At 61.6% G+C, this 26,272-nt stretch carries 21 protein-coding genes; 12 read left to right on the top strand and 9 right to left on the bottom strand.

The window, feature by feature from the left end:
* Window positions 1–18: 18 nt before the first annotated feature.
* Complete coding sequence (locus J4E00_RS09585) at window positions 19–621, top strand: outer membrane beta-barrel protein (protein ID WP_208174912.1); 603 nt, start codon at window positions 19–21, stop codon at window positions 619–621.
* A 52-nt stretch (window positions 622–673) separates the two neighbouring features.
* Here J4E00_RS09585 and xerD read toward each other — a convergent pair whose 3' ends face one another.
* On the bottom strand, window positions 674–1,573 hold the full coding sequence (gene xerD / locus J4E00_RS09580) for a site-specific tyrosine recombinase XerD (RefSeq protein ID WP_208174911.1): 900 nt from the start codon (window positions 1,571–1,573) through the stop codon (window positions 674–676).
* A 139-nt stretch (window positions 1,574–1,712) separates the two neighbouring features.
* Here xerD and J4E00_RS09575 point away from each other — a divergent pair, with 139 nt between their 5' ends.
* The 7 genes from J4E00_RS09575 (at window position 1,713) to J4E00_RS09545 (ending at window position 8,448) form a co-directional block, all read left to right on the top strand.
* Entirely contained in the window at window positions 1,713–4,340 is a 2,628-nt protein-coding gene (locus J4E00_RS09575; RefSeq protein WP_208174910.1) for a M36 family metallopeptidase, read from the top strand.
* Between the two features lie 28 nt (window positions 4,341–4,368).
* The gene (gene aroQ / locus J4E00_RS09570; RefSeq protein WP_208174961.1) at window positions 4,369–4,815 is read left to right on the top strand and encodes a type II 3-dehydroquinate dehydratase; all 447 of its coding nucleotides are present in this window, start codon (window positions 4,369–4,371) and stop codon (window positions 4,813–4,815) included.
* A 191-nt stretch (window positions 4,816–5,006) separates the two neighbouring features.
* On the top strand, window positions 5,007–6,074 hold the full coding sequence (locus tag J4E00_RS09565; RefSeq protein WP_208174909.1) for an aminotransferase class V-fold PLP-dependent enzyme: 1,068 nt from the start codon (window positions 5,007–5,009) through the stop codon (window positions 6,072–6,074).
* 53 nt (window positions 6,075–6,127) lie between these two features.
* A complete protein-coding gene (locus tag J4E00_RS09560) occupies window positions 6,128–6,688 on the top strand; it encodes a MarC family protein (protein WP_208174908.1) in 561 nt (186 codons plus the stop codon).
* Window positions 6,689–6,760: 72 nt separating this feature from the next.
* The gene (gene rnhA, locus J4E00_RS09555) at window positions 6,761–7,231 is read left to right on the top strand and encodes a ribonuclease HI (protein WP_208174907.1); all 471 of its coding nucleotides are present in this window, start codon (window positions 6,761–6,763) and stop codon (window positions 7,229–7,231) included.
* A gap of 13 nt (window positions 7,232–7,244) precedes the next feature.
* Entirely contained in the window at window positions 7,245–7,715 is a 471-nt protein-coding gene (locus J4E00_RS09550; protein ID WP_208174906.1) for a hypothetical protein, read from the top strand.
* Window positions 7,699–8,448 carry a tRNA1(Val) (adenine(37)-N6)-methyltransferase gene (locus J4E00_RS09545; protein ID WP_208174905.1) on the top strand — a complete coding sequence of 250 codons (750 nt, stop codon included), beginning with the start codon at window positions 7,699–7,701 and terminating at the stop codon, window positions 8,446–8,448. The genes J4E00_RS09550 and J4E00_RS09545 overlap by 17 nt, the downstream gene beginning before the upstream one ends.
* Window positions 8,449–8,521: 73 nt before the next feature.
* On the opposite strand, the gene J4E00_RS09540 is transcribed toward J4E00_RS09545, so the two are convergent.
* Genes J4E00_RS09540 through J4E00_RS09530 form a run of 3 tightly spaced genes read right to left on the bottom strand, consistent with a single transcriptional unit; the run spans window position 8,522 to window position 11,924 of the window.
* Complete coding sequence (locus tag J4E00_RS09540; protein ID WP_208174904.1) at window positions 8,522–10,168, bottom strand: AMP-binding protein; 1,647 nt, start codon at window positions 10,166–10,168, stop codon at window positions 8,522–8,524.
* A 45-nt stretch (window positions 10,169–10,213) separates the two neighbouring features.
* Window positions 10,214–10,906: an ATP-binding cassette domain-containing protein gene (locus J4E00_RS09535; protein ID WP_208174903.1), complete on the bottom strand. Its 693-nt coding sequence runs from the start codon at window positions 10,904–10,906 to the stop codon at window positions 10,214–10,216.
* 49 nt (window positions 10,907–10,955) lie between these two features.
* The gene (locus tag J4E00_RS09530) at window positions 10,956–11,924 is read right to left on the bottom strand and encodes a hypothetical protein (protein ID WP_208174902.1); all 969 of its coding nucleotides are present in this window, start codon (window positions 11,922–11,924) and stop codon (window positions 10,956–10,958) included.
* A gap of 142 nt (window positions 11,925–12,066) precedes the next feature.
* Between J4E00_RS09530 and J4E00_RS09525 the strand changes: the two genes are divergently transcribed.
* Together J4E00_RS09525 and J4E00_RS09520 are read left to right on the top strand one after the other, a co-directional pair.
* Entirely contained in the window at window positions 12,067–14,877 is a 2,811-nt protein-coding gene (locus J4E00_RS09525; protein ID WP_208174901.1) for a fibronectin type III domain-containing protein, read from the top strand.
* A gap of 178 nt (window positions 14,878–15,055) precedes the next feature.
* Complete coding sequence (locus J4E00_RS09520; RefSeq protein ID WP_208174900.1) at window positions 15,056–18,436, top strand: fibronectin type III domain-containing protein; 3,381 nt, start codon at window positions 15,056–15,058, stop codon at window positions 18,434–18,436.
* Window positions 18,437–18,683: 247 nt separating this feature from the next.
* Here J4E00_RS09520 and J4E00_RS09515 read toward each other — a convergent pair whose 3' ends face one another.
* Window positions 18,684–20,030 (bottom strand): saccharopine dehydrogenase family protein, encoded by a 1,347-nt coding sequence (locus tag J4E00_RS09515; RefSeq protein ID WP_208174899.1) that lies wholly within the window; start codon window positions 20,028–20,030, stop codon window positions 18,684–18,686.
* A 180-nt stretch (window positions 20,031–20,210) separates the two neighbouring features.
* Between J4E00_RS09515 and J4E00_RS09510 the strand changes: the two genes are divergently transcribed.
* Together J4E00_RS09510 and J4E00_RS09505 are read left to right on the top strand one after the other, a co-directional pair.
* On the top strand, window positions 20,211–20,708 hold the full coding sequence (locus tag J4E00_RS09510) for a cytidine deaminase (protein ID WP_208174898.1): 498 nt from the start codon (window positions 20,211–20,213) through the stop codon (window positions 20,706–20,708).
* Window positions 20,709–21,359: an alpha/beta hydrolase gene (locus J4E00_RS09505; protein WP_208174897.1), complete on the top strand. Its 651-nt coding sequence runs from the start codon at window positions 20,709–20,711 to the stop codon at window positions 21,357–21,359.
* A gap of 54 nt (window positions 21,360–21,413) precedes the next feature.
* Here J4E00_RS09505 and J4E00_RS09500 read toward each other — a convergent pair whose 3' ends face one another.
* The 4 genes from J4E00_RS09500 to J4E00_RS09485 all read right to left on the bottom strand — a co-directional run bounded on the left by J4E00_RS09500 (window position 21,414) and on the right by J4E00_RS09485 (window position 26,157).
* Window positions 21,414–22,160, bottom strand: a complete 747-nt coding sequence (locus J4E00_RS09500; protein ID WP_208174896.1) for an SDR family NAD(P)-dependent oxidoreductase — start codon at window positions 22,158–22,160, stop codon at window positions 21,414–21,416.
* Window positions 22,161–22,250: 90 nt separating this feature from the next.
* Window positions 22,251–23,054 (bottom strand): porin family protein, encoded by an 804-nt coding sequence (locus J4E00_RS09495; RefSeq protein ID WP_208174895.1) that lies wholly within the window; start codon window positions 23,052–23,054, stop codon window positions 22,251–22,253.
* Window positions 23,003–23,731 (bottom strand): bifunctional demethylmenaquinone methyltransferase/2-methoxy-6-polyprenyl-1,4-benzoquinol methylase UbiE, encoded by a 729-nt coding sequence (gene ubiE, locus J4E00_RS09490; RefSeq protein ID WP_208174894.1) that lies wholly within the window; start codon window positions 23,729–23,731, stop codon window positions 23,003–23,005. Before ubiE ends, J4E00_RS09495 begins: the two co-directional genes overlap by 52 nt.
* A 179-nt stretch (window positions 23,732–23,910) precedes the next feature.
* On the bottom strand, window positions 23,911–26,157 hold the full coding sequence (locus J4E00_RS09485) for an OmpA family protein (RefSeq protein WP_208174893.1): 2,247 nt from the start codon (window positions 26,155–26,157) through the stop codon (window positions 23,911–23,913).
* Window positions 26,158–26,272: the final 115 nt, after the last annotated feature.

Here is a 26,272-nt window from a genome sequence, read left to right as displayed (position 1 = left end):
AATCAAACGGAAAACAACATGAAAACCATCATTTTAACTACTGCCGCAGCGCTCGCCACTTCCCATGCTGCCCTCGCCCAAGAACCGGCCCCACGCCTCACATTGGCCATTGGAATAGCGAATAACTACCGCTTTCATTCCGGCGATAGTCGCGTTAGCGACTATTATGGCTTGGGCAGCAAAGTGAGCCTGACCTTCAACGACACGTGGTTACTGGGCTTTTCGCAGCTAACCAGCGTTGCCCCCGGTAGCTTACTACGCAACGCAGAGCTGGGCCTGGGCAACGCGCGCCTTTCCGAGTATGCCCTCACCGGCGGCAATAAATGGCATTTTGCCCCCAAAGCCTACACGCTAGGCACCATTCAGACGGGATTCGGCCGCCTATCGTGGCGCAATGAAGCGGTTGAAGGCGGGGCGGGCGATGCGCACGCGTCGGTGCTTACGGTGGGTGCGGAGGCGGGTATTGGCTACCGTCTGGGCCAGCACCTGGCGCTGGAAGCGGGGGCCAGTTACCACCGCTATTTCAACAACGACCGCATGCCGGTGGCCGCCAAAGAACTCAACAACTTCAGCGCGGGCCTTTCGCTGGTGGGAACATTTGGCCTGACAAAGTCGCGCTAGCGGCCATTAGTCGCCGGTAGCCCCTCTGCCCCATCGCGCAATTTCATGTTGCTCAGCTGCGTGGGTGAAACTCGGTGATGACTTGCCGCAGGTAGTCGCGGTCGAGGTGGGTGTAGATTTCGGTGGTGGTGATGCTGGCGTGGCCCAGCATTTCCTGCACGGCGCGCAGGTCGGCCCCGCCTTCGATGAGGTGGGTGGCGAAGGAATGACGCAAGGTGTGCGGGCTAATGGTTTTGCGCAGGCCCGCCAAGTCAGCTATTTTCTTGAGCGTGGTGAAGACGGTGATGCGCGAGAGCGGGCGGCCCCGATGGCTCAGAAACACAAAGTCTTCGGCACCGGGCTTGATATCGAGGTGGCCGCGGACGCCGCTGAGGTAGAAGTTGAGGTGCTTGAGGGCTTCGCGGCCGACGGGCACGAGGCGCTCCTTGTTGCCCTTGCCCACCACTTTCATAAAGCCCTGCTCGGCGTACATGTTGCTCAGGCGCAGGTCGCACAGCTCGCTCACGCGCAGGCCGGAAGAATAGAGCACTTCCAGAAAAGCACGGGCACGCAGGCCGTCGTCGGTACTCAGGTCGATGGAGGCCAGCAGCTGCTCGATTTCGGGGTAGCTGAGGGTATCGGGCAGGTGGCGACCGGTTTTGGGGGCTTCGAGGGTGTCGGTGGGGTCGAGCTTTAGCAGGTCTTCCATGATGAGGAAGCTGAAAAACGCCTTCAGGCCGGAGAGGGTGCGGGCCTGCGAGGTGGCGCTCAGGCCAAGGCCTTGCAGGGTGGCAAGAAATTCGCGCAGCACTTCAGTGGTCACCTGCATAGGCCCGACGTGCAGCCGCTGCATGATAAGAAACTGCTGCAGCTTGCTGATGTCGCGCACGTAAGCCTCTACGGAGTTGGGCGAGAGCGACTTTTCGAGGCGCAGGTAGCCGTCGAACTGTTTAATTGCCTGGGGCCACGTCATGGGGCAAAAATAGGCGGCTAACTAGTCGCGGACGCGACCGACGCGAAAATATCCCGCAACTTCGTGGCATGCCATACAACCGAACCGGGTAGCTCCGGCATCATGGGGCCACATTCCATCTTTCCACTTCCACTACTTTATGCTTCATTCTCTACGGTCTGCTTCGCTTCGCATGTTTGTTGGAGCGGCCCTGCTGGTGGGCACCGGCGCTGCCCGGGCCCAGCCCTCTCCCACCCCATCGGCAGCAACGGCGGTCGCGGCAGCCCCGGCGCTGCGCTACCTGCGCGACCACGCCGCGGCCTTTGGCTTGCGCGAGGCCGACCTGAGTACCCTGGCGGTGACGGGCAGCTACGCCGACGAGCACAACGGCATCGCCCACACCTACCTGTGCCAACAGCTTGACGGCCGCGCCGTGCCGGGCACCGAGGTCGGCCTGCACTTCAACCGGGCCGGGGCATTGCTCATGCACACGGGCAATTTTGTAACCGACCTGCGCGCCCAGGCCACCCGCCTGACCCCGCCGGCCATCGGTGCCGAGGCCGCGACGGTGGCAGCCAGCCGGCACCTGCGCCAGCCAGGGCTCAGGGCGCCGCAGCCGGCCACATTGGTATATATACACCAGCCCGACAATACCTTGCACACCGCCTGGCAGGTGCAACTGAACCCGGCCAAAGGCCCCGATGCCTGGACCGTGCTGGTGGATGCCACCACGGGCCGGGTACTGAAGGCGCGCAACCGCGTGATTCGGGAGCCCCGGACGGTCCTGAGCACCATGTCGGCTCCTGCGGTGGTGGGCAGCACCGCCGCCCGGGGCCCGGCCGTGGCCAACGGCTACCGAGTATTTGCGGCGCCCCTCGAAAATCCGCTGTTCGGACCGGCCACGGCCATTCCGAGTCCGGCCGATGCCGTGGCCTCTCCGTTTGGCTGGCACGATACGAACGGAGCCGCCGGGGCCGAATTCACCACGGCGCGGGGCAACAACGCGCACGCCTATACGCCGCTGGCCAACTACGCTGCGGGCTTTTCGCCCGATGGCGGGCCGACGCTGGAGTTCGATGCGGCCTTTGACCCGGCCCTTTCGGCTTCGGCCAACCAGCCGGCCGCCCTCACTAACCTCTTTTACTGGGCCAACCTGATGCACGACGTGAGCCAGCGCTACGGCTTTACCGAGGCGAGCGGCAACTTCCAGGCCACCAACTATTCGGGCACGGGCGTGGGCGATGACTACATACGGGCCCAGATTGGGGAAAATTACAGCGAGGCCTACTTCAACCCCACGCTGGACGGGGCCACGGCCAACAACTATCCGGAAATCATGCTCGGCCCCTGGCAAACCCCGCAGGCCAACGGCCTGACCGTGACGGCCCCGGCCGCAGCCGCGGGCAGCTACGCGGTGATGACAGCCAGCTTTGGCCGGCAGCTGCCGCGCACCACGCCCATCAGCGGCAACCTGGTACTGGCCAACGACGGCAGCCCCAACCCAACCTATGGCTGCCGCAGCCCCTGGACCAACACGGCCCAAGTGCAAGGCAACATTGCGGTGGTCGACTATAACTACGACTGTTCCCTCACCAACCAGGTGCGCAACGCCCGGCAGGCCGGCGCTACGGCCATAGTGGTGGTGAATAACCTTGATTTCCTGGTTCACCTCGACGCCGACCCGGCCGACACCATGGGCCTGCGCATCCCGATGGTAATGATTACGCGCGCCGATGGCCAGCGCATCAAGAATGCGCTGGCCATCGGCGGCACCGTGGCTGGCTCGCTGCTGGGGGCCACCCCGGCCCCCGACCGCAACGGCGGCTTCGAAAACGGCGTAATAGCCCACGAGTATGCCCACGGCATCAGCACGCGCCTCACGGGCGGGCCGGCGGGAGCCATTGCCTGCCTCGACAACGCCGAGCAGATGGGCGAAGGCTGGAGCGACTTTTTCGAGCTGTGGATGACCACCCGGCCCGGCGATGTGGGCGCCACGGCTCGGGGCATTGGCACCTATATTCTGGGCCAGGCCACCACCGGCCCAGGCATCCGGCCCCTGCCCTACAGCACCGACTTTGCCGTGAACAACGCCACCTACGCCTTCATTGGGCAAACGGTGAACGGGGTGAACTACGGCAACTACCCCAACTCCAACTACCCGGAAGACCAGCACGCCACGGGCTTTGTGTGGTGCACCGTGCTGTGGGACCTGAACTGGGCCATGATTCAGCGCTACGGCTACGATGCCAACATCTACACCGGCACGGGCGGCAACAACAAAACCATGCAGCTCATCATGGACGGGCTGAAGCTGCAACCCTGCAGCCCCGGCTTCCTCGATGGCCGCGACGCCATCCTGGCCGCCGACCGCGCCACCTTCGGCGGGGCTAATCAGGCCCTGATTTGGCAGGTTTTTGCGCGGCGCGGCATGGGCAGCAACGCTGTGCAGGGCAGCAGCGACGACCTGACCGACAACACGGCCGGCTTCCTGGTGCCTGCCGTGACCAGCACCACCAGCGCCCTCGCCCCGGCCGCCCTCGACCTCTACCCCAACCCTACCCAGGGCCTGCTCACATTGCGCCTGGCGCAGCCGGCCGGCAACAGCGCCGCGGTGGCGGTAACGGTGGAAACGGTGCTCGGCCAAACCGTGCGGGCCGTAACGCTGCCCGCCACAACCGCCACGGCAGGCGCCCTGCTCGACCTGCGGGCCCTGGCGGCCGGCGTGTACGTGGTGCGCGTTTCTACCCCGGCCGGTGCCCTCACGCGGCGCGTGGTGGTGCAGCCTTAACCTTTCCTGTTTGCCCCTTCGCTTTCTTATGGACATCCTCATCATCAACGGTCCCAACCTCAACCTGCTCGGCCGCCGCGAGCCCGGCATCTACGGCAACCGCTCGTTCGAAGACTTTTTCCCCGAGCTCGAAGAAGCCTTTCCGCAGCTGAAACTCACGCAGTTCCAGAGCAACCACGAAGGCGCGATACTGGACAAGCTGCACGAAGTGGGCTTCACGCACCACGGCATCGTGCTCAATGCCGGGGGCTACACCCACACCAGCGTGGCCCTGGCCGATGCCGTGGCCGCCATCAACACGCCCGTGGTGGAGGTGCACCTGAGCAACCTGCACGCCCGCGAGGAGTTCCGCCAACGCAGCCTCTTCGGGCGGCACTGCGCGGGCAGCATCAGCGGCTTCGGGCTGGAGAGCTACCGGCTGGCCGTGCAGTGGTTTGTGAACATGCAGCCCAAGCGCGTCGGCTTTCGGGTGTGAACCACGGATTGACGCGGATTTTTCGGATTTCACAGATTTTGTAAGCGCTTCCCTCCGACCTTTGTGTGCCGCAACCGTTCTGGCCAGCTACACGCTTTTGCAAGCGTCAGCGTTAAACTGCCCCGGCGGTGAAATGCCGTCCACAAAATCCGTGAAATCCGAAAAATCCGCGTCAATCCGTGGTTCAGACTATGTACACCTTCAATCCCGGGCCTTCGGCCGTATATCCCGCCGTTCGGCAGTACCTCACAGATGCCTTTGACGAGGACTGGCTCTCGGCCGGGCACCGCTCCGATAAGGTCATCAGCCTGGTGCGCCAGACCGTGACCGACCTCAAAGCCAAGCTCAACGTGCCGCAGGACTACACCGTCCTCTTCACCGGCTCGGCCACCGAGTGCTGGGAAATCCTGGCCCAAAGCCTCACCCCGCGCCGCTCGTTTCACCTCTACAACGGCGACTTTGGCGAGAAGTGGTACAAGTACGCCAAGGCCCTGCGGCCGGCCAGCACGGGCCTGAGCTTCGGCGTCGATGAGCTGCCCGACGTAGCCGGCCTGCCCTTTGCCCCCGACGACACCGACCTCGTCTGCATCACCCAGAACGAAACCAGCACTGCCACTCAACTGCGCGAAGGCTTCATCCTGAACCTCTACAACCGCCTCGGCGGCGCCCTACTGGCCGTGGATGCTACCAGCTCGCTGGCCGGCCTCAACCTAAAATACATCAAGGCCGACATCTGGTTTGGCTCGGTCCAGAAGTGCTTTGGGTTGCCCGCTGGCCTGGGCGTGATGCTGCTCTCGCCCCGCGCCGTGGCCCAGGCCAAGCTCGTGAACGACCGGGCGCACTACAACGCGCTGCCCGCCATGCTCTCGCAGATGCTGAACTACCAAACCAACTACACGCCCAACGTGCTGGGCATTTACCTCATGAGCCGCGTGCTAGCCGACCGCGAACCCATCAAAACCGTGCACCAGCACCTCGTGGACCGCGCCGAGAAGCTCTACGCTTTCTTCGAGCAGGCTACCCCGCTCACTCCCCTCATCAGCAACTACGAAACCCGTTCCACCACCGTCATCGGCCTGCGCGGCGACGCCGCCCTCATCGAGGAAATCAAGGCCAAAGCCAAGGAAGTCGGCCTGCAGCTCGGTAGTGGCTACGGCCCTCTCAAAGCCACGACCATCCGCATCGCCAACTTCCCTGCCGTGCCCGATGCCGCCATGGAAGCTCTGGTGCAGTTTTTCGCCAAGGAGTATCCAGGGTAACCCCGTTAGGTAGGGGCGAAGACAAGCCCTGCCCCTACCTCCAAGCATCCGTCATGTTCAACCTCCAGCAAATCTTCTCGGTCACCCTCACGCTCTTTGCCGTGATTGATATTGTGGGTTCCATCCCCATTATCATTCAGATTCGACAGCGTGAGGGCCGGATTAAGGCCGAGCTGGCCACTGTTGTGGCAGGCTGCCTCATGGTGGCGTTCCTGTTTCTGGGCCAGAGCATCCTGCGCCTGTTTGGGGTCGATAACGAGAGTTTTGCCCTGGCTGGCGCGGTCATCATTTTCCTCATCGGGCTGGAAATGATACTGGGCATTCAGCTATTTCATTCCGACCTCACGGCCAGCACCGGCTCCATTGTGCCGCTGGCATTTCCGCTCATCACCGGGGCCGGCACCATGACCACGCTGCTCTCGCTCCGGGCTGCCTACACGCTGCCCAATATCCTGGTCGGCATTCTGCTGAACCTTGTGTTCGTTTACGCAGTCCTCAAAACCAGCCCTTGGATTGAGCGCAAGCTCGGCAAAGCCGGCGAGGACGTGCTGCGCCGCGTATTCGGCGTCATTCTGCTGGCCATCGCCATCAAGCTGTTTAAAACCAACTTTTAGTGCTTGGTCATTGGTGCCTGGCTTGTTCTACTGAGCATACCTGCACCAAGCACCAGGCACCAATAACCAATTATGATTCACCTGTTCACCGACGGCTCGGCCCGCGGCAACCCCGGCCCCGGTGGCTACGGCGCCATCCTGCGTTACGGCCCCCACGAAAAAGAGTTGACCCAGGGCTTCCGCCTCACTACCAACAACCGCATGGAGCTGCTGGCCGTGATAGTTGGCCTCGAAGCTGTGACACGCCCCGAGCTGCCCATCCGCGTCGTGTCCGATTCCAAGTACGTAGTCGATGCCGTGGAGAAGAAATGGGTATTCGGCTGGGCCGCCAAATCCGACTTTGGCAAGAAGGCCAACGAGGACCTGTGGCGGCGCTTCCTGCGCATTTATAAGCAGCGCAAGGTTACCTTCCATTGGATAAAAGGCCACGCCGGCCACGCCGAAAACGAGCGTTGCGATGTGCTGGCTGTGCAAAGCGCGTTAGGCAAAGGCCTGCTGGTAGACGAGGGCTACGAGGCGTTGAGCGCAAAATCCGCGTTCTAATACCAAAGTTGCCATGCGACGCTATGCGCTACTTTTTGCTTCGGTCATATCGTCGGCTGCTTTTGGGCAGACGGCGCATACGCCTCAATTCAAGGAATACCCCGTTTCCGAACGTTACGACGGTCCGCAAGCAGCGCCCCAACTAACCCCGGGCACCACTGCCTGGTATTTCCGAACGCGCATTCGCGAAGCGGCGCGGCAAAAGCCCAATTTCGCCGGGCACTACGTGCTGGCAGTTTGGGGATGTGGGGCCGAATGCCTGAGCAGCGCCATTATTGATGTTAAAACCGGCAGGGTCTATTTCAACGACAGCATTTGCTGCTGGTTCACGCCGGAACTGCCTGAAAAGCCCGACAATTTTGAACCGATAGCTTTTAAGCTCACCAGTCGGCTTGTGGTTTTCACCGGCATGCTGAATGAAGAGGGCCGCAATAGCCCTCATTACTTCAAGTTTGAGCACGGCAAGCTTGTCGCCATTCCCTAAGAAAAACGTGCCCAACGACTACTTTCAGTTCCAGCAGTTCCGCATCGAGCAAAGCCAGTGCGCCATGAAGGTGAGCACCGATGCCTGCCTGCTGGGTGCCGCCGCCGACCTGACTGGCGCCACCCGCTTGCTGGACATTGGCACCGGCACCGGCCTGCTGGCCCTTATGGCCGCCCAGCGCCATGCCACCGTGGCAATAGAAGCGGTAGAAATTGATGCCGCAGCCGCAACGCAGGCGGCAGCCAATGCGGGGGGTAGCCCGTGGGCCGAGCGCATCCGAGTTCTGGCAATGAGTCTGGCGGCCTTCGTGGCCACGCAGCCGGCGCCGTTTAGCCACATCATTTGTAATCCGCCGTTTTTCCGACAGTCGCTACGCTCGCCCAACGCGGCCCGCACCACCGCCCGGCACGAGGCCGACGATACGCTTTCCTTTGAAGCTTTAGCAGCTTTTGTCGCGGAGGTTCTGGAGGCCGATGGTTTGCTTACTGTGCTGCTGCCACCGCTGGAGATGCAGGCATTTGAGCGCGTGGCAGCCGAGGCGGGACTGTATCCGGCCACGCGTCTGGTGGTGCGGCACCGGCCCGGCAGCCAGCCGTTGCGGCACATCACCGGGTTTCGGCGAGGGGGGAGAGCAGTCGCGGAAACAGAGATGACTATTCGGATTACGGGGGATGATGCCGTTTATACCGAGGCGTTTCGGGGGCTGCTGGCGGGCTTTTACTTGGCGCTGTAGCGTGGCTGCTGCGAGTTCGCGCTTGAACGAACGAATCGGACGATGCGCGAACTGCAGCATCCACGCTACGACGCTACGCAGTTTTTACGGCAGCAGCGGCTTGCAGGCCCAGTTCCTCCACGGCCAGCTCGCGCATCAGGTATTTCTGAATCTTGCCGGTCACTGTCATCGGGAAGCTGTCGACGAACTTCCAGAAAACCGGGATTTTATTGGTGGCAATGCGGTTTTTGCAGAATGCCATGATTTCGTCGCTCGTTGCCGAAACGCCGTCTTTAAGCTTCACCCAAGCCATCACTTCCTCGCCGTAGCGCAGGCTCGGCACGCCGATGACCTGCACGTCGGCCACGGCCGGGTGGGTGTAAAGAAACTCCTCCACTTCGCGGGGGTAGATGTTGTCGCCGCCGCGCAAAATTACGTCCTTAATGCGGCCCACAATATTGAGGTAGCCCTCGGCGTCGATGGTGGCCAGGTCGCCGGTGTGCATCCAACGGGCCCGGTCGATGGTGGCGGCGGTGGCTTGCGGGTTATTCCAATAGCCCAGCATCACGGAGTAGCCGCGGGTGCACAGCTCGCCGGGGGTACCGCGCGGTACGATGTGGCCGGTTTCGGGGTTCACCACTTTTAATTCGAGGTGCGGATGGACGTGGCCCACGGTACTCACGCGCTTGGCCAACGGGTCGTTGGTGTAGCTCTGAGCTGAGACGGGCGAGGTTTCCGTCATGCCGTAGCAGATGGTCACTTCGGCCATATTCATCAGGGTCTGCACTTTGCGCATCACCTCCTCGGGGCAGGGCGAGCCGGCCATCACGCCGGTGCGCAGGCTGCTGAAATCAAACTGCGAAAATTCAGGGTGTTCCAGCTCGGCGATGAACATGGTGGGCACGCCGTAGAGGGAGGTGCACCGCTCCGCTTGCACCGCCTGCATGGCTGTTTTGGGGTCGAAGGCTTCGGAGGGGATGACCATGCAGCTGCCGTGCGAGGCGCAGGCCAGGTTGCCAATCACCATCCCAAAGCAGTGGTAAAAGGGCACTGGAATGCACACCCGGTCGGCGGCGGTGTAGTGCAGGGTTTCGCCGATGAAGTAGCCGTTGTTCAAAATGTTGTGGTGCGAGAGCGTGGCCCCTTTCGGGAAGCCGGTGGTGCCGCTGGTGTACTGAATGTTGATGGGGTCGTCGAACTGTAGCTCGGCTTCGCGGGCGGCCAATGCTGCATCCGAGACGCTGCTGCCGCTGGCCAACAGGTCGTCCCAGCCTTCTTCCAGAATAATGACGTGCTCCAGCGCCGGGCATTCGGCGCGGACACTGGCGAGGATGGCTACATAGTCGGTTTGACGGAATTTGGCGGCCAGCAGCAGCACCCGGCAGCCCGACTGGTTGAGCACATATTGCAGCTCGGAGGCCCGGTAAGCAGGGTTGATGTTTACCAGAATGGCCCCCATACGCGCCGAGCCGAACTGCGTGACCACCCATTCCGAGCGGTTTGGGGCCCAGAGGCCTACTCGCTCGCCGGCCGCCATGCCCAACGCCAGGAGGGCCTTGGCAAGCCTTCCGGTCTGGTCCCATAGTTCCTGATACGTTGCGCGGTAGTGCTGCTGGGATACCACCAGCGCTTCCTGCTCAGGATATTGCGAAACAGTGCGGCGCAGGTTTTCGCCGATGGTTTCGCCGAGCAATGGCATAGTGCTGGGCCCGCTGAGGTAGGAGAGCGTAGGAACTGGCATAAAAAGGACGGGATATGAGCCGCCAAGTTAGCACGCCGGTTCCTGTCAGATTAATGAAGTGAGCAAACCGAGCTTTTCGCGGTGCAGGCTATCAAGCAGGTCGTTTTCGAGGGTGCCGAACTCGTCCGCCGCATAGTGCCGCTGAATGCGCCCACCCACCAGCACCGAGATTTCGTCTGATGTTTCGGTGAGGGCACCCAGGATGTGCGAGGTGAGCAGGATGCCCGTGCCCCGGTCGCGCAGGCGCTTCAGTATTGCCTTCAGCAGCAAGTTGGCTTCGAGGTCGAGGCCGTTGAAAGGTTCATCCAGAATCAGGTAATCGAGCTGCTGCACCAGCAGGGCCAGCAGCGCCAGCTTCTTGCGCATGCCAGCCGAGTACTCATCGGCATATTGGTCGAGGGGCAGTTCCAGCAGTTGGTTCCAGCCTGCGAAATCGATGAGGGGCCGCCCCCGCGCCTGCAAGCAAAACTCCAGGTACTCGCGCCCGGTGAGGCGCGGGTAGAAGTACGGCTCATACGGCAGCAGGCCGGTGTGTTCGCGCACAGCATGCCCACCCGTGGCGCGGATAGTGCCCGTGAAATCCTTTTCCAGCCCATACAGGCAATTGATGAGCGTGGTTTTGCCCGCACCATTTGCGCCTACCAGGCCGTGAATGGTGCCGGGCCGCAGGGTCAGGTTCACGTCGTGTAGCACAACGTGGCGGCCGTAGGCTTTGCGCAGGTTCAGTATTTCAATCATGGCGTAGCTGAAACGTCGTACTCATCCGGGGTTCTTTTTCCATTTCTATCTATTCCGGAACCCGCTGCTCACCCAGCACTACTTGTAGCCGGCGCTGGCTTTGCCAGATGAGGCCCCCCACCGCCACCAGCAGCAGCACCGGATACACGGGGTTGCCGGGCAAGAGCAGCGCCACGCCCACCACCAGCGCCTGAATGGTGCGAATGTGGGTAGCATTGGGATAGAACGCATATTTGGCCAGGATAATGAGCCCCACCAAACCCAGCCAAAAGAGCCCCACGGCCAGCGTCCCGCCCGTCCCCGCCGGCCCCACCGCCAGCAGCCAGAAAAACGGGGCCGCCGAAAGCCCCGCGTAGCCCAGCCCCAGCAGCAAGCGCCGCCGCAGAAACTGCCGGGGCGTGCGGGCCGCCAGCACCAGCATGGTTACGGGCTCGGGGGTACCGTAGTAGGCCAGCAGCAGCAGTAGCCAAAGCACCAGCGCCACTATTGGGCCTAGCGGCGACTGGTGCTGCCACACGGCCCCCGCCAGCAGCAACGGCCACGCCCACAGCCCGCCCGTTCGCATGCCGCTCACCCACTCAAAGGCCTCGCTGCGAAACAGGCTGTGGGCCTTGTGGCGTGAGCTGCGGCTTTCCTGCCTGGGCGGCAGCAGGGCAGCCCAAGGAGCCAGCACAATGGTAAGCAGCGCCGCCCCCCAATCCCGGAACAATAACAGTACCAGCGCCACAGGCAGCGCCAGCAGCAGGTATTCCACGGCTAGCCACTGCCAAAACCCTGGCGCGCTGGTGGCCAGAAAGCGCAGGTCGGCCCGCTGCCGGTGGGCCGAGGCAAGCAGCAGCATCGTGAGCACGGGCACAGCCCACTGCCCTTGGGCATGCGCTGCCGCCAGCAGCAGGCCCCGCCCGCCCGCCAGCACCAGCATGGGCCCCAGCAGCCCCAGGCGCACGGCGCCTACCTCGCGGAGCAGGCGGCCTAACAGGTGCAGGCGCAGAAACAAGTAAGCCCGAAGTGCTGGCATGGCGGCGGTAACGAATGCAGCGGCGAAGCTATTGCGCGGCTTCCCGTTTCTACTTGACGAAGAATAAATATGCTGATAAATAGGTAGGCTTCTCCTGATTCAAGTGTATCTAGCAGAACCTTTTCACGAAACACTTGGCTCTATGCGAAATTTTACCCGTTTCCTTTTTGCCCTGCTGCTGTGGCTTACCACCGGCCTTGGCGCCTGGGCCCAGGCCAACGACGACCCTTGCGGTGCCGTGGTGCTGACGCCCAACGGGCAGTTTTGCGCAACGCCTACCGTGGGGAGCACCCAAGGCGCCACCACCACTGTCCCCAATGGCTATACCAACACCACCAGTTGCGGCACCGGCTTCGGCCAGCCCCGCGATGTGTGGTATACCTTCACCACCACAGCCAGCGGGCTGGGCAGCACCGGGGCCACCCTCACCGTAGCGGGCAATGCGGCCGGGCAGGTGCGCTTGTTTTCGGCCCCGGGCTGTAGCGGGCCCTTCACTGAAATTGCCTGCCAGGCAGCCACACAGGCCAACACGTCGGCCCCCGCCCTCACCACTACCGCCCTGACGGCCAGCATCACCTACTATGTGCGCGTGGCCAGCAACAGCGGCACCGCTCCAGGTTCGTTCAGCATTTGCCTGACCGATGGGCCTGGCACCCCGCCCACATGCCAACCGGCGCAGCTGGGGCCGGCGGTGTTTACCAACGCGGGCAACACCGCCGCTTCGTTTACGTTTGCGCCCCTTGCTTCCAATGTGGGCCCGTACACGTTCACGCTGCTCTCTGGCCCGACGGGCACCACTGTGGTACAGTCATTTCCCATTAGAGCGCCGGGCTTCACCGTTTCCGGCCTGGTGCCGGGCACGAACTATACCGTTCGTGTAAATGGGTTTTGCGCGGCCGGTGGCCAGTTCCAGCTTACCCAGGCGTTGATTATACTCCCGCCTAACGACGACCCTTGCGGGGCTCAGCCCCTGGTACTGGACCCGGCGGCGGTTTGCACCCCGGTTACCGGCAGCACCCGGGCCACCACCACGACCCCCAATGGCTACTCCAACCCCGGCTGCGGCGGCGCGCTCCTGCCAACCGATGTATGGTACAAGTTTACCACCACGGCCAGCGGGGCGGGCAGCACTGGGGCCACGCTCACGGTGAGCGACGTGGAAGGGGCTAGCCAATTGCGCCTGTTTGCCGCACCGTCGTGCTCGGGGCCGTTTACGGAGCTGGCCTGCACCACGCGCCCCGGGGGCACGGTGAATGCTGTGGGCGCCGTGCCGCTCACGGCTACCGGCCTGGTGCCCAATACGACCTACTACGTGTCGGTCGCGCCGGCCCAATTTCGCACTGGCACCTTTTTCACTATCTGCGCCTCGGCCGCGCCGCCCGTATTTCCTTGCCTGACGCCCACCATTCTAATCCCTACGGCGACGGTGACGGCCACCTCGGCACAAGTCGTGTTCACCGTGCCAGCGGGCAGCTCCCCGGCTCCGCCTTCTTACACGCTGACGTATACTCCGCAAAACGGTGGGCCCACCACAACCGTGCCGGTGCCAACCGGTCCGGCACTTCTGCCCAACGCGCCCTTGTACGCGGCCGGGAACTCGCTTACGGGCCTGACGCCCGGCACTACGTACGTGGTGACGGTGCAAACCACCTGCTTTGGAGGAGCGCAATCGAGCGTAGCTACGGCCACGTTCACTACGCAGGCGGCCACCGTGCCGCAGCCTCCGGCCAATGACGAATGCAGCGGGGCCACCGTCTTACCGGTCACCACCAGCTGCACCCCGTTGCTGACAACCAACCTCAACGCACTGGCTGTGGGCTTGTCTGGAGCCCTCGCTACCTGCGGCTACTACCTAGGCGCGGATGTGTGGTACCGCATGGTGGTGCCGCCTAACGGCATTGTGCAGGTTACGACGGGTCCCGTTACGGGCTCGGTCGTGGACGATACGGGCTTGGCACTGTTCACCGGCAACTGCGGCAGCCTGACCGAAGTAGACTGCAACGATGACATCAGCGCGACGAACCTGTTTTCGCAGGCGCGGGCCACGGGTCTGGTTCCGGGCAGCACCGTTTACGCCCAGGTGTGGCGCACAGGCAGCATCGCGGGCGGTGCCTTCACTGTTTGCGCCACCACGGATGTGACCTGCCCGTTGGCCACCAACCTGGCCGCTTCGACCCTCACCACAACTTCGGCCACGCTCACCTTTACCCTACCAGCCGGCAACACGGGCTACGTGCTGACCTACACGCCGGCCGGCGGGCCAGCCCAAACCCAAACCCAAACCGTTACGGCCTCGCCAGTGGCACTCACCGGCCTGCTGCCCGGCACAGCCTACACCGTCACCCTTACCGGCAGCTGCACGGGCTCCGTGGCCGGCACGGTGCGTACCAGCTTCGCCACCCTGGCCGTGCCCAGCTGCGCGGCGCCCAGCGCGGTGTACGTTGGCAACCTCGGCGCCACTACGGCCGGCATCGGCTTCGTAACGAATGCGGCGGCCAGCAGCTACACCGTCACCTACCAAGCAGCAGGCGGAACCGTGCAAACCGTGTCGCCCGCGCCCACAGCTTCGCCAGTGGTGCTCACGGGGCTGGTACCAGGCCGGGCATATACCGTGTGCGTGGCCAGTAATTGCAATAATGGATTGGTTTCAACGCCAATATGTGCCACCACCTTCAGTACCCCGCTGGCTTCACGCAATGCCGCGCTGACAGCCCAAATCAGCCTGTTTCCAAACCCAGCCAGCCGCACGGCCACCCTCACGGTACCGGCCGCCCTGCGCGGACCGGGCGCTTCGGCACAGTTGCTCAACGCGCTGGGCCAGGTGGTGCGCCAACAGCTGCTGGCGGCTGCGGCCAACATGGTCCTAGACCTGACCGGGCTGCCCGCCGGCCTCTATTCCCTACAACTGGCCACGCCCGAGGGCCCGGTAGTTAAGCGCCTGATGGTGGAATAAGCAGCTTAGAGCTGCTGAAATTTCCGGCCGTGCAAGCAATAGTGCCTACCCATGCACTGGCGAACATATTGTGCGGCTCTTCATCTCAACTTGCTGAATAACCGATAATTTAAAGCATTGCCAGACCAGTATAATTCAAGCGTAGCTAGCAGAACCTTTCCACCATACCCTTTATGCCATGCGAAATTTTACCCATTCGCCTATTGCTTTAGCTATGCTATTGCTATGGCTGGCCTGCGGCCTAAACGCCCATGCCCAGGCCCCCGCCAACGACGACCCCTGCGGTGCGGTGGTGCTCGCGCCCAGCGGGCAGTTGTGCACAGCCCCCACCGTGGGCACTCTGGTGGCCGCAACTCCTACCACGCCTAACGGCTATTCCAACCAGAATACCTGCGGCCTCGCCTTTGGCCAGCCGCTCGACGTGTGGTACAAGTTTACCACGAGCAGTGGCGGGCTGGCCGGTACGGGCGCCACCATCTCGGTGACAGGCAATGCGGCAGCCCAGCTTCGCTTATTTTCGGCGGCTACCTGCGCCGGGCCGTTTACGCAGCTGGATTGCCAGGGCAGTACGGCTCCCAATACGGCGGCGCCATCCATTAGTGTTGCGACCCTTAGCCCGAACACAACCTACTACGTGCGGGTGGCCACCAACACCCCTGGCCCCTTCACCATTTGCCTCACCGACGGCCCCGGCATCCCCTATTGCCCGCCCATTACGGTTAGCAACCCGACGTATTCCAACCCCGACAACACGGCCGCAACGGTGACCTTTACCGGGGGTTCGGCTTATATACCGGCCTACACCGTCACCATTTCGCGCTATGACGACATCAACCTGATTCAGGTAAGCCGCTACACTACAACCACGGTGGTCCCTGTTGTGCTAACTGGCCTGCTAGTTGGTCATCGCTACGTAGTAGCGGTAGGCGTATTCTGCACCGGTGGCGGGGCAGCGGGCGGGCAACGCACCTTCACCGTGCCCCCGCCCAACGACGAGCCCTGCGGGGCCATGCCGCTGCTGGTAGGCGCCGGGGGCAGTTGCTCGCCCACGCCCGGCACGATAAGCGGTGCTACCCCCACCACGCCCAACGGCTACGGGCCAGGCTGCGGGGCAGGGACATTTTCTGCCGGCCCCGGCTTGGGCCATGATGTGTGGTATACCTTCCAGACGGCACCCAGCGGCCCGGCTAGCACCAGCACCGTGCTCACGGTAGACGGCACCGCCGAACCCGGCGAGTTGCGGCTCTTTGCCGCGCCTACGTGCTCGGCCCCAATGGCGGAGGTAGGGTGTGCCGTGGCCCAGGCCGGGCAACTGGGTCCCTTGACGCTAGCAGCTACCAACCTGCTGCCCAATACGCGCTACTACGCCTCGGTCTATTTAATTGGGTCGCCTTCTTATAACATAGACTTCACCATCTGCGCCACCGTGGTACCCCCTACCCTGGCCTGCCCTACCATTAGCCGACTGGTGGTGGCTCCGGCACTCATCCGGCCTACCACGGCCGCACTGGCAATTGTGCTGCCTTCCACGGCGCGCCAGCCCCAGAGCTATACCATTACTTACACGCCCAGTGGTGGCGCGCCCACTACCATCACGTACGTGCCGGTTATTATTCCAGGAGAGTCGCCAACCTCCACCTATACCATTCTAACCGGGCTGCAGCCCGCTACTACCTACGCCGTGAGCGTAGTGGCCAATTGCGCCGGAGGTGCCCAGTCGCCTCCCAGCACCATCTCCTTCACTACGGCCGCAGGCACAGTTCCCAACCCCGGGCCACCTCCTGCCAACGACAACTGCGCCACCGCGCAAGTGTTGTCCGTGGGAACCACCTGCGTCTCCACGCCGGGTACCACGCTCGATGCCACCGTGTCGGCCCCCGGTGTGCCCGTACCCGACTGCATCGGCAACAGCAACCCGGCCGATGTATGGTATCGGCTGGTGATACCGGCCAGCGGTACAGTAGAAGTTCGGCTCGACAGCGTGGCTGGCTCCTCGCTACGCGGGAAGTCACTGACTTTTTACACGGGCTCTTGCAACAACCTCACCCAACTGCAATGCTTTCTGGGCGATAGCGGCGATAACATCGACGCTTGGACGGGCGGCACGCCAGGTAGTACGCTCTACGTGCGGGTGTGGGCCTTGCCACTGGCCGGTTCCCTCTACGCCGTGAATGGGCCGTTCGCCATCTGTGCGCTCGATTCGCCCCTGCCCTGCCCTCAGGTTACGGGCGTCACGGTCAGCGCCGTTACCACCACCACGGCCAGCGTGGCCTTTGTGCCCGCCGCGGGCAATATCGGCTTTTCGGTGACGGCAACGCCCATCGGTGGGGGGCCGGCGGTGCAGGAGGCGGATGCCACTTCGCCCATCAGCCTGACGGGGCTACAGCCCAGCACTGCATATCTGGTCACGGTGGCCAGTATCTGCTCTGGTACGGAACTGGGGCCGGGCGTGCAGGCTACCTTCACCACCCTCACGCCACCAGTTATCTGTCCCGCCCCTACGGCGTTTTACGTGGGCAGCGTCACTGGCACATCGGCCAATGTGAACTTCGTGCCCCAGGCCGGCACCACCTACGTACTGACGTACACGCGGGTCGGCGGCACAGCCCAGTCGCTCCCCGTCACCACCTCGCCCGTCGCCCTCACCAGCTTGTTGCCCAACACCACCTATACCGTCACGCTGCAAGCGACCTGCGCGGTGGGGCCGGCGCCGTTGGTCAGCACCGGCTTCACGACCACCAGCGGCTGTACCGCGCCGCTGTTTCTAACGGCAACGGCGGTAAGTAGCACGGCAGCCACCATTGCCTTCACGGCACCAAGTGGCAGCAGTGGCTACCTAGCTACCCTCACCCCGGCTGGGGGCACAGCCCAAGCCATTGCCCCCGCGCCGGTGGCTTCGCCCTTCACCATTACGGGGCTGCTGCCCGGCACTGGCTACACCGTAGCCCTGCAAAGCGCCTGCGCTGGCAGCACCGTGTCGGCCACCGAAACGGTGCGCTTCGTGACCCTGACGCCGCTGGCTACCTGCGCCACGGCTACGGGCGTCACCGTCACCGGCCTCGGTGGCACCACGGCTACCGTCACCTTCACGGGGCCGAGCGGGGCGGTGGGCTACACGGCCACGGCTACCCCAGCCACGGGCGGCGCGGTGGTGGCGGTGAGTGGTGCCACATCGCCCTTGCTGCTGACCGGCCTGGTGCCGGGCACAGCCTACACCGTGGCCCTGACGACCAATTGCGGGGCAGGTGTAGGGTCGGTGCCTACCAGCGGCACTGGGTTTACCACGCCTTTGGCCTCGCGCAATGCAGCCCTGGCGGCGCAGGTGGGCCTGTTTCCCAACCCAGCTAGCCGCACGGCCACGCTCACCGTGCCGGCCGCCCTGCGCGGGCCCGGTGCCTCGGTACAATTGCTCAACGCCCTGGGCCAGGTGGTGCGCCGCCAGCCGCTAGCCGCAGCGGCCGATACAGCCTTGGACCTCTCGGGCCTACCCACTGGTTTCTACTCCCTGCAATTGGCCTCGCCCGAGGGGCCGCTGGTCAAACGCTTGGTGGTAGAGTAATCCATAAAGAGGGAAAGAAGGAAAACGGCGAAACCATCGACTTGGCCGGTCTTTGCACCGAGTTGCACGACTACTCCCGCCGCGATGCCCAAATGACGGCTAAGACGTGGCCCGTTGGCGGTGCCCAAAACAAGGCTCTGGCGAAGACCGAAATAGTCTTCGCCAGAGCCTTTTCAGCATTCAGAATGTTTGTTTGGGTATCAGCTAGAACCAAAATAAGTCTTAGCCAATACTGTTCGCGCCTTGGCTAGTGCTCTTCTTCGTGAAACTGGATGCCGTACTCCGCCGCCAACTCATCCAGAATGGGCTCGTACAGGTCGGCATTCACGGGAATGAGCACGCCGCGCTGGGGTACTTCGCCCCGCACTAGGAGGCGCACGGCCATGCCCAGCGGCAGGCCCACAGTTTTGGCCATGCCGGTATGGGTGGCGTCGTCGCCCTCCACGGCCAGCGAGGAGGTGAGGCGGTGCGTGGCACCGTCCAGCTCATACTCAAACAGGTGTTGCATCACAATGAGGTCGTGGTCGTGGGGTTGGAGCTGCCACTTCTCACTCAGCAAGCGCTCCAGCAGTTGGGCGGGCGTGGCATGGGCGTGGCCCACGGCGCGGTCCGAAAACAGGCCCAGCCAGTTCAGACGCCCCATTTCCTCCCCCACCGGGTTCAGCCCCAGGCAGGCCGCGACCCGCGCGGCCACATCCAGGTGCGGAATGAGTGAAACCGGCAGATACGCTTCGACCAGTTCGGCCCAGGTCATGGTTTCGGGGTTGTCGAGGTTCACGCTGTCATCCGTCAGGCCCAGCCGCACCAGCGCGTGCCAGGCGGCGCTGTAGCCCGGCCGCCGTAAGGTACCGCGCAGGATGGTTGGGATATCATCGAGCCCATACGGGGCCCGGTAGCTCAACGAGTCGCGGTTGGCATAGCCCTCAAACTCGCCGTATTTCGGCAACGCCAGCGTTTCGGTGCGGCAAAACAGCTGCTGGTAGGGTATAAAGCGCAGGTGGCCGTTTTCCAGAAACTTAGCGGTGCTCTGGCCCGCCAGCACCACGTTGCGAGGGTTCCAGGTGAACTTGTATTTCCACGGATTGTCGCCCTCCGCCGCCGGGGCCAGCAGCCCGCCGCAGTAGCTCTTAAAGCTCGTGATGCGCCCGCCCCGCGTTCGAATGTGCGCAATGGCCCGCATGGCCGACATATGGTCCAGCCCGGGGTCCAGCCCGCATTCCATGAGCAAGGTCACGCCTGCTGCCACCGCCTCGCCGTGCAACTCCCGGATTTCGGGGCTCACGTAGCTGGCCGTGGCCAAGTGGCGGCCGTGGCGCACGCAGGCCCGCGCCACCACCGGGTGCAGCAGGGCCGGCAGCATCGAAATCACTACATCGGCCTGGGCCACGAGCTCATCCAGCAGCGTTTCATTTTCCGTCGAAAACGGTACGGCCCGGGCGTATTGCGAGTGGGCAGCCAGCACCGGCACAAGATGAGCGGGGTTAACATCAGCCACGGTCAGAAACCAGTTTTCGGTGGGCGCGTGGCGCAGCAGGTATTGAATGAGGGACGAGGCCGAGCGGCCGGCACCCAGGAGCAGGAGGCGGGAAGTCATGCGGCAAAAGTAGGAATTTGGAAGGAGGAACGTCCTGCTGAGCGCAGCCGAAGCAGCGCTACCGCAACAGCAAACGGATTACTTTCCCAGCAGAGATGCTTTGGCTGCACCCGGCAGAACCGTTTTGAGAGGTTGTTTCCAGCCCTTCACCTATCTTCGCCGCCCCCTATTCCTATCTATATGGCCCGCATTCCCCGCCAGCAACTTATTTCCTATGATGAGCTCGACTCTACGCACGACCTCACGCCCATGGCCCAAGCTCTCTGGCAAGCGGCCCGCGATGCCACCGACCACGCTTACGCTCCCTATTCCGGCTTTCATGTAGGTGCCGCGCTGCTCCTGGCCGATGGCTCCATTTTTAGCGGTACCAATCAGGAAAATCCAGCCTACCCCAGTGGCCTCTGCGCCGAGCGCACCGCTCTTTTTGGCCTGGCGGCCTCCCAGCCGGGCCACGCGCCCATTGTGGGCATGGCCGTGGCTGCCCGCCCGGCTACCGGCGACTTTGGCCCAGCTTTCCCCTGCGGCGCCTGCCGCCAGGTGATGCTCGACTACGAAGCCCGCCAGGCCGAACCCATTCCGCTGCTGCTGCCCAGCCGCACGGGCACCATCCTGCGCTTTCCCTCTCTGGCTTCCCTTATGCCGTTCAACTTTCTGGCCGACGACCTGCCCCCTGCTTAAATGGAACGCCACCTCACCGTAGCCCGCACCGCCCGCTACCAGCAGTTAGGCGACCTGTCGGCTGCTACCAAGCACGTGTGGTTCGTCTGCCACGGCTATGGGCAGTTGGCCGCGTATTTCGTTCGTCACTTCGCTTTTCTCACCGAAGCCGACCCGCACACCGTCGTCATCGCACCCGAAGGCCTCTCCCGCTTTTACCTCAGCGGCAACGGCGGCCGCGTAGGTGCCAGTTGGATGACGCGCGACGACCGTCTGTACGAAATCGAAGACCACGTCAACTTCCTCAATCAGTTGGCTGAAAAAGTACTTGACGAGTGCCTGCCCGATGTGCAGGTCACGGTCCTGGGCTTTTCGCAGGGCACCGCTACCGTTAGCCGCTGGCTGGCGCAGGCGTGGTTTCGGCCGTCCCACCTCGTTCTTTGGGCCGGTGGCTTTCCCGAAGATATAGAAGCGACAGCCGTAAATCGTCTGCTCCAAGGCTTGCAGCTGACGGTGGTAGTCGGGACCGAGGACGAGTACATATCGCCCGAAAAAGCAGCGCTGCAAGAGCAGCAGCTTCAGCAATTCGGCGGCTCTCCTACGCTCATCACCTTCGCCGGCAAACACGAGCTAAACCGGACGGTACTGGAGCAGATAGCCGGTGTAGAGTAGCCCAAAAAGAGAAGGCCCTGCAGCTAGCAGGACCTTCTCTTTTTGTCTATCAACCTATTTTCGGGCAATCGTGGTGGCAGCCCCTTGCGCGCCCGCCAGCACCAGTACCTCGGCAATGGTAACGTGCGGCGGCCGTGTCACCATAAACACGATGACGTCGGCAATGTCTTCGGCTCTTAACGGCTCAAAGCCTTCGTACACTTTGGCTGCTCGCGCCTCGTCGCCTTTGAAGCGCACTTGCGAAAACTCCGTTTCCACCGCGCCGGGGTTCACTTCAGCCACCCGTACGCCGGTAGGCAATAAGTCCAGCCGCATGGTTTTGGTGAGCATGCTCACCGCCGCTTTACTTGCGCAGTACACGTTGCCATTAGCGTAGGCCTCCTGGCCGGCAATCGAACCAATATTCACGATGAAACCGGTTTTTCTTGCCGTCATGCCCGGCAGCAGCGCGTGCGTCACGTTCAGCAGGCCGCGCACATTGGCGTCCAGCATCTGGTCCCAGTCGGACGGGTCGCCGGCTTGAATAGGGCTCAGGCCGTGCGCACCACCAGCATTATTCACCAGCACATCGGGCGCACGCAATGCTTCTGGCAGCGTAGCCACCGCGGCATCCACTGCGGTCCGGTCGCGCACGTCAAACATCAGAATGTGCACCGGCACCGGGGCCAACTGCGCTGCCAGTTCCTCCAACCGCTCACGCCGCCGCCCCGTCACCACCAACTCAAATCCGGCACCGGCTAGGGCTACCGCCGTCGCTCGTCCTATTCCCGAGGATGCGCCCGTAATAAATGCTGTTCGCATAGTTTAACTATCAGTTGCTGGTTGTCGGTCGTTCGATGTTAGTATTCCGTCAATCAGGTATATCCGAGTCTGACAACTGCAACAATCGTCTTAGTTCTGAATATTGATATACAGCGTCACCGAGTTGGTGCTAATGCTTTGCAGGCTATTGCTAAAAATGTCGTTATGCGGCATCAACAGGTTCTTCAGCCCATGCGAAAAGCGCAGCTCCGGCGCCAGTTTAAACAGCGGATAGAACAAGTCCAGTCCCACGCCATATTCCAGGGTCAGGTCGCTGTCGAGGGCCTGCAACTGGTTACGTAGCGGGTCGCTGCGGCGGTTGCTCGCCGTCAGTACGGGGTTGATGCCCGCTATCATGTACATGCGCGAGTTGCGGCGGCGGTCCGACTGATACTTCAGCAAAATGGGAAACTGCACCACCGTGGAAGTCACCTCCTGCGTTACAATGGAATCCGGCTTCTGGTAGCCATGCGGCGTGAACTCCACCTTGCGGGTCAGAAAGTTTACGCCCGGTGCAAAGCGAAGGATAAACGGCGACTCTGGCCCGCCGAGACGCGCATCCCCGATAAAGCCCACTCCCAGGCTGGGGCTGTAAATGGAATTGGCCGTGACGTTCTTGTTGGCCACGTATTGAGCCGACTGCTCAATCACAAACCGCGAGGCCGAAAAGCTCAGGTACATGCCGGGGTGAAACCACCGGTCGTCGTAGTTCGGCAGGTTTTTAACGGTGATGGACTTGAGCTTGCCGTTTTTGCCACGGTTGGCTTGCGAGTTCGCTTTGCGTTGCGCCTGCGCCGCTGTGGGCAGCAGCACAACCACTAACGCCAGCAGTGCCAGCTGCTTTAGTTGTGCGCCGTGTAAATGGAGCTGATTCCGAAAGTGAGTGGTTGCCATGCAGGTTGTTTGAAGCCGACTTTGGTCAGGATTGCCAAAAAATCGGGGCCGTCCGGAAATGCCTGTACCGAAGCCGGCAGGTAAGTATAGGCCGACTGGTCTTTGGAAATCATCTTACCAAAAACCGGTAGTACCCGGCGGAAATAAAAATTATACGCTTGCTTGAGCGGAAACGCCGTCGGCTTGCTGAATTCCAGAATAACGAGTTTGCCGCCCGGCCGCAGCACGCGCCGCATCTCCGCCAGCCCAGCCTCCAGGTGCGCAAAGTTGCGCACGCCAAAAGAAGCCGTTACCGCATCAAACTCGCCATCTTCGAAGGGCAGGTTCTCAGAGTCGCCAAGCTCCAACTGAATGCGGTTGCCCAGGCCTTTGGCCGCCAGCTTGCGACGGCCTACCTCCAGCATGCCTTCCGAAATGTCCACCCCGGTCACCTGCGCGTCGGGCGCGGCAGTTCGCAGGGTTTCGATAGCGAAATCGGCCGTGCCGGTGGCAATGTCCAGAATGCGCGCCGGACGCAATGTTTTCAACTCATCCACTGCCTTGCGCCGCCAGTAGATGTCGGTGCCAGCACTAAGGAAGTGGTTGAGGAAATCGTACTTGCCCGCGATGGAGTTGAACATCTGGGCAACCTGCGATTTCTTATCAGCGGAATTGTCTTTATAAGGTAATACAGCCATGAGCGAGCGCAAAGAACGTAAGTGATGCGGGAAAATTGCCCTCTCCCAACGCCCAACCGGGCCGGTTTGTTAAGCAACGCAGCTACAAAAGAACGGGAAAGACGCCAGGGGGCGCGTAAAAAAAGCGGGCCGGGCAAATTGCCCGGCCCGCTTCGCAGCTTAATTACCTGAACTATAAACTAGTTCTTGGCTTTTACTTTGGTTTTTTCGCCGCTGGCATCTTTGGCTTTTGCATCCAATTCACCGTTTTTGGTGGTGGTTTTAGATTTGTCTCCGGCTGCGCCTTTGGTTTTCACCTTCACTTTGTCTGAATCCTCGTCCACTTTGGTTTTCACCTTCGTGCCGTCGGCCATTTTCACCTTGCTCTTGCCGGGCACCAGCGGTGCGGCAGTAGTAGTGGTAGTCGAAGTGCCGGTACCCGTGGTGGTAGTAGCACCCGAGTTGTTATTGATAACGGGCATGGTTTCGCCTTCTTTCAGCACCACCTTGAACTCGTCGCGGCGGTTAAGCTGCATGTTCTCGGGCGAATCATTCGGGGCAGCCGGACGACGCTCGCCGTAGCTCACGGTCGTCATGCGGGTTTCGGCCACACCTTGCTTCTTCAGGTAATTGAAGGCAGCATTGGCACGGTTCTGACCCAGTACCATGTTGTACTCGTCGGTATTACGCGAGTCGCAATGGCCCTCAATCGACATATTGATGCCGGGGTTAGCCGTCAGAATCTGGCTGATTTCGTTCAGGCGCGTAATCGACTCTGGACGCAGCTTGTACTTGTCGGTATCGAAGTAGATGTTCTTAGCTGCAAACAGGTTGTTCGAAGTCGTATCCACATAGTTGATGTAGAAATTCTTCGTGATGGTCGTCGAGTCATTCGTCGACACCGGCACGGGGAATTCCTGCGTCTCAATGTTCTTGCCATCCTTGCTCACGGCAACCTGATAGGTACGGCCCGAAAGCACGGCTACCTGGTAACCACCATCCGGCTTGCTGATATCACGGAAGCTCAGGGCCGTTTTGTCGGCCTGGGTTCCGCTGAACACCAACTCCACACCAGGAATAACAGTGGTGCTGTCTTTGGCCGAGAACACCTTACCAACAATATTGGCGTTCTTGATATAGTTGATGGTGTAAATGTCCTTTTCACCGTAGCCACCAATGCGGTACGAGCTCAGGTAAGCATACGAACCATCGGGGCTCAAGCGGTAGTAAGAGTCATCATCGGGCGTGTTCACGGGGTAGCCCATGTTCACGGCCGGGCCCCACTTGCGACCACCCTCGTCGTACTCCGACTTGAAGATATCGTAGCCGCCCATCGTGTTGTGGCCGCGCGACGAGAAATACAATGTTTTGCCGTCTTTGCTCAGGTACGGGCTATCATCATCATACTTGGTGTTGATATTGGCACCGAGCGACTTTGGCGTTCCCCAGTCAGCACCGGTCGAAGCACGGGTTGCCACGTACAGGTCGAGCGTACCGTCTTCCGAGAATTTACCAGTTGAGAAGTAGATAGTCAGGCCGTCCGGCGTGATGAAAGCATCTGACTCGAAGGCTTTCGAGTTGATGTTACCATCCAGTGCCTTGGGGGCCGTCCAATCGCCACCGCTCTTATCCGTCACGAAGATGTCACCGTTGTTATCGTTACGGTACATCAGCATCTTGGTGTCGTTGTCGAACAACTGAATCGAAGCATCGTGGCCTTTGCCGTTCAGCACACCGCTCAGCGAGCGGGGTTTCTGCCAGTTCTCGTCGTCGATGCGCGTGGTTTCGAAGATGTCTTCGTAGTACTCACCATCGGCGGCAACGCTCTTGTTCTTTTTGTCGCTCACGCTGCCACTGGCACCGGTCACGGCCTCGCCACGCGAGGTAAAGATGAGCAGCTTATCATCCGACGAAATTACCGGGCTGTGCTCCGAAAACTGCGTATTGATAACCGGACCCAGGTTTTTCACGAAGATGTCTTTGGGCGAGTTAAACTGCACCTTAGCATTCTTGCTGTGCTGAATCCACTGGGCAAGTTCTTCTTTGCGCTGGTCGTTCTTCTTCAGCGTGGCGTTATAGGCCTGGAAGTGAGCCACGGCCTCGTCGAAGTTATAGTTGAGGTGGTCAACCCGGCCCAGCCAGTATTCCACGTCCTTCGAAACTTTCGGCTTTAGCTTTTGCGCTTTATAGATATAGTCGCTGGCCTTCTCCTTGTCGAACGACATATAGGAAATGCCGGCATTAAACAGCGCCTTGGCGTTGTTAGGGTCTTTGGCCAATACCTTTTCATAGTAAGGAATGGCAGCGCGGTAGTTTTCCTGCTCGAAGAACTTGTTGCCGGTTTTGAGGTCCTTACGCGTGCTTTGCGCCTGGGCCGGAGAGCCGATAGCGGCGGTGAGGGCAACGGCGCACGACGCTTGCAGTAACCTTCTGGATAAGTTGTCCATTGGAGGAGTGATTTGAAAAAAAGAAATTTCTGAAGGGGTTGTAAGTGAAAACGCCGAAGCCCAAGGGTAGCGGGAGCGGACTATATTTTGGGCTTATACTGAAAAACCACGGTAG

Origin of the sequence: Hymenobacter negativus, from assembly GCF_017571495.1 — a bacterium.
Classification (GTDB): domain Bacteria; phylum Bacteroidota; class Bacteroidia; order Cytophagales; family Hymenobacteraceae; genus Hymenobacter; species Hymenobacter negativus.
Note: the sequence above shows the minus strand (reverse complement) of the source record. Positions and strands in the feature narration are given on the sequence as shown.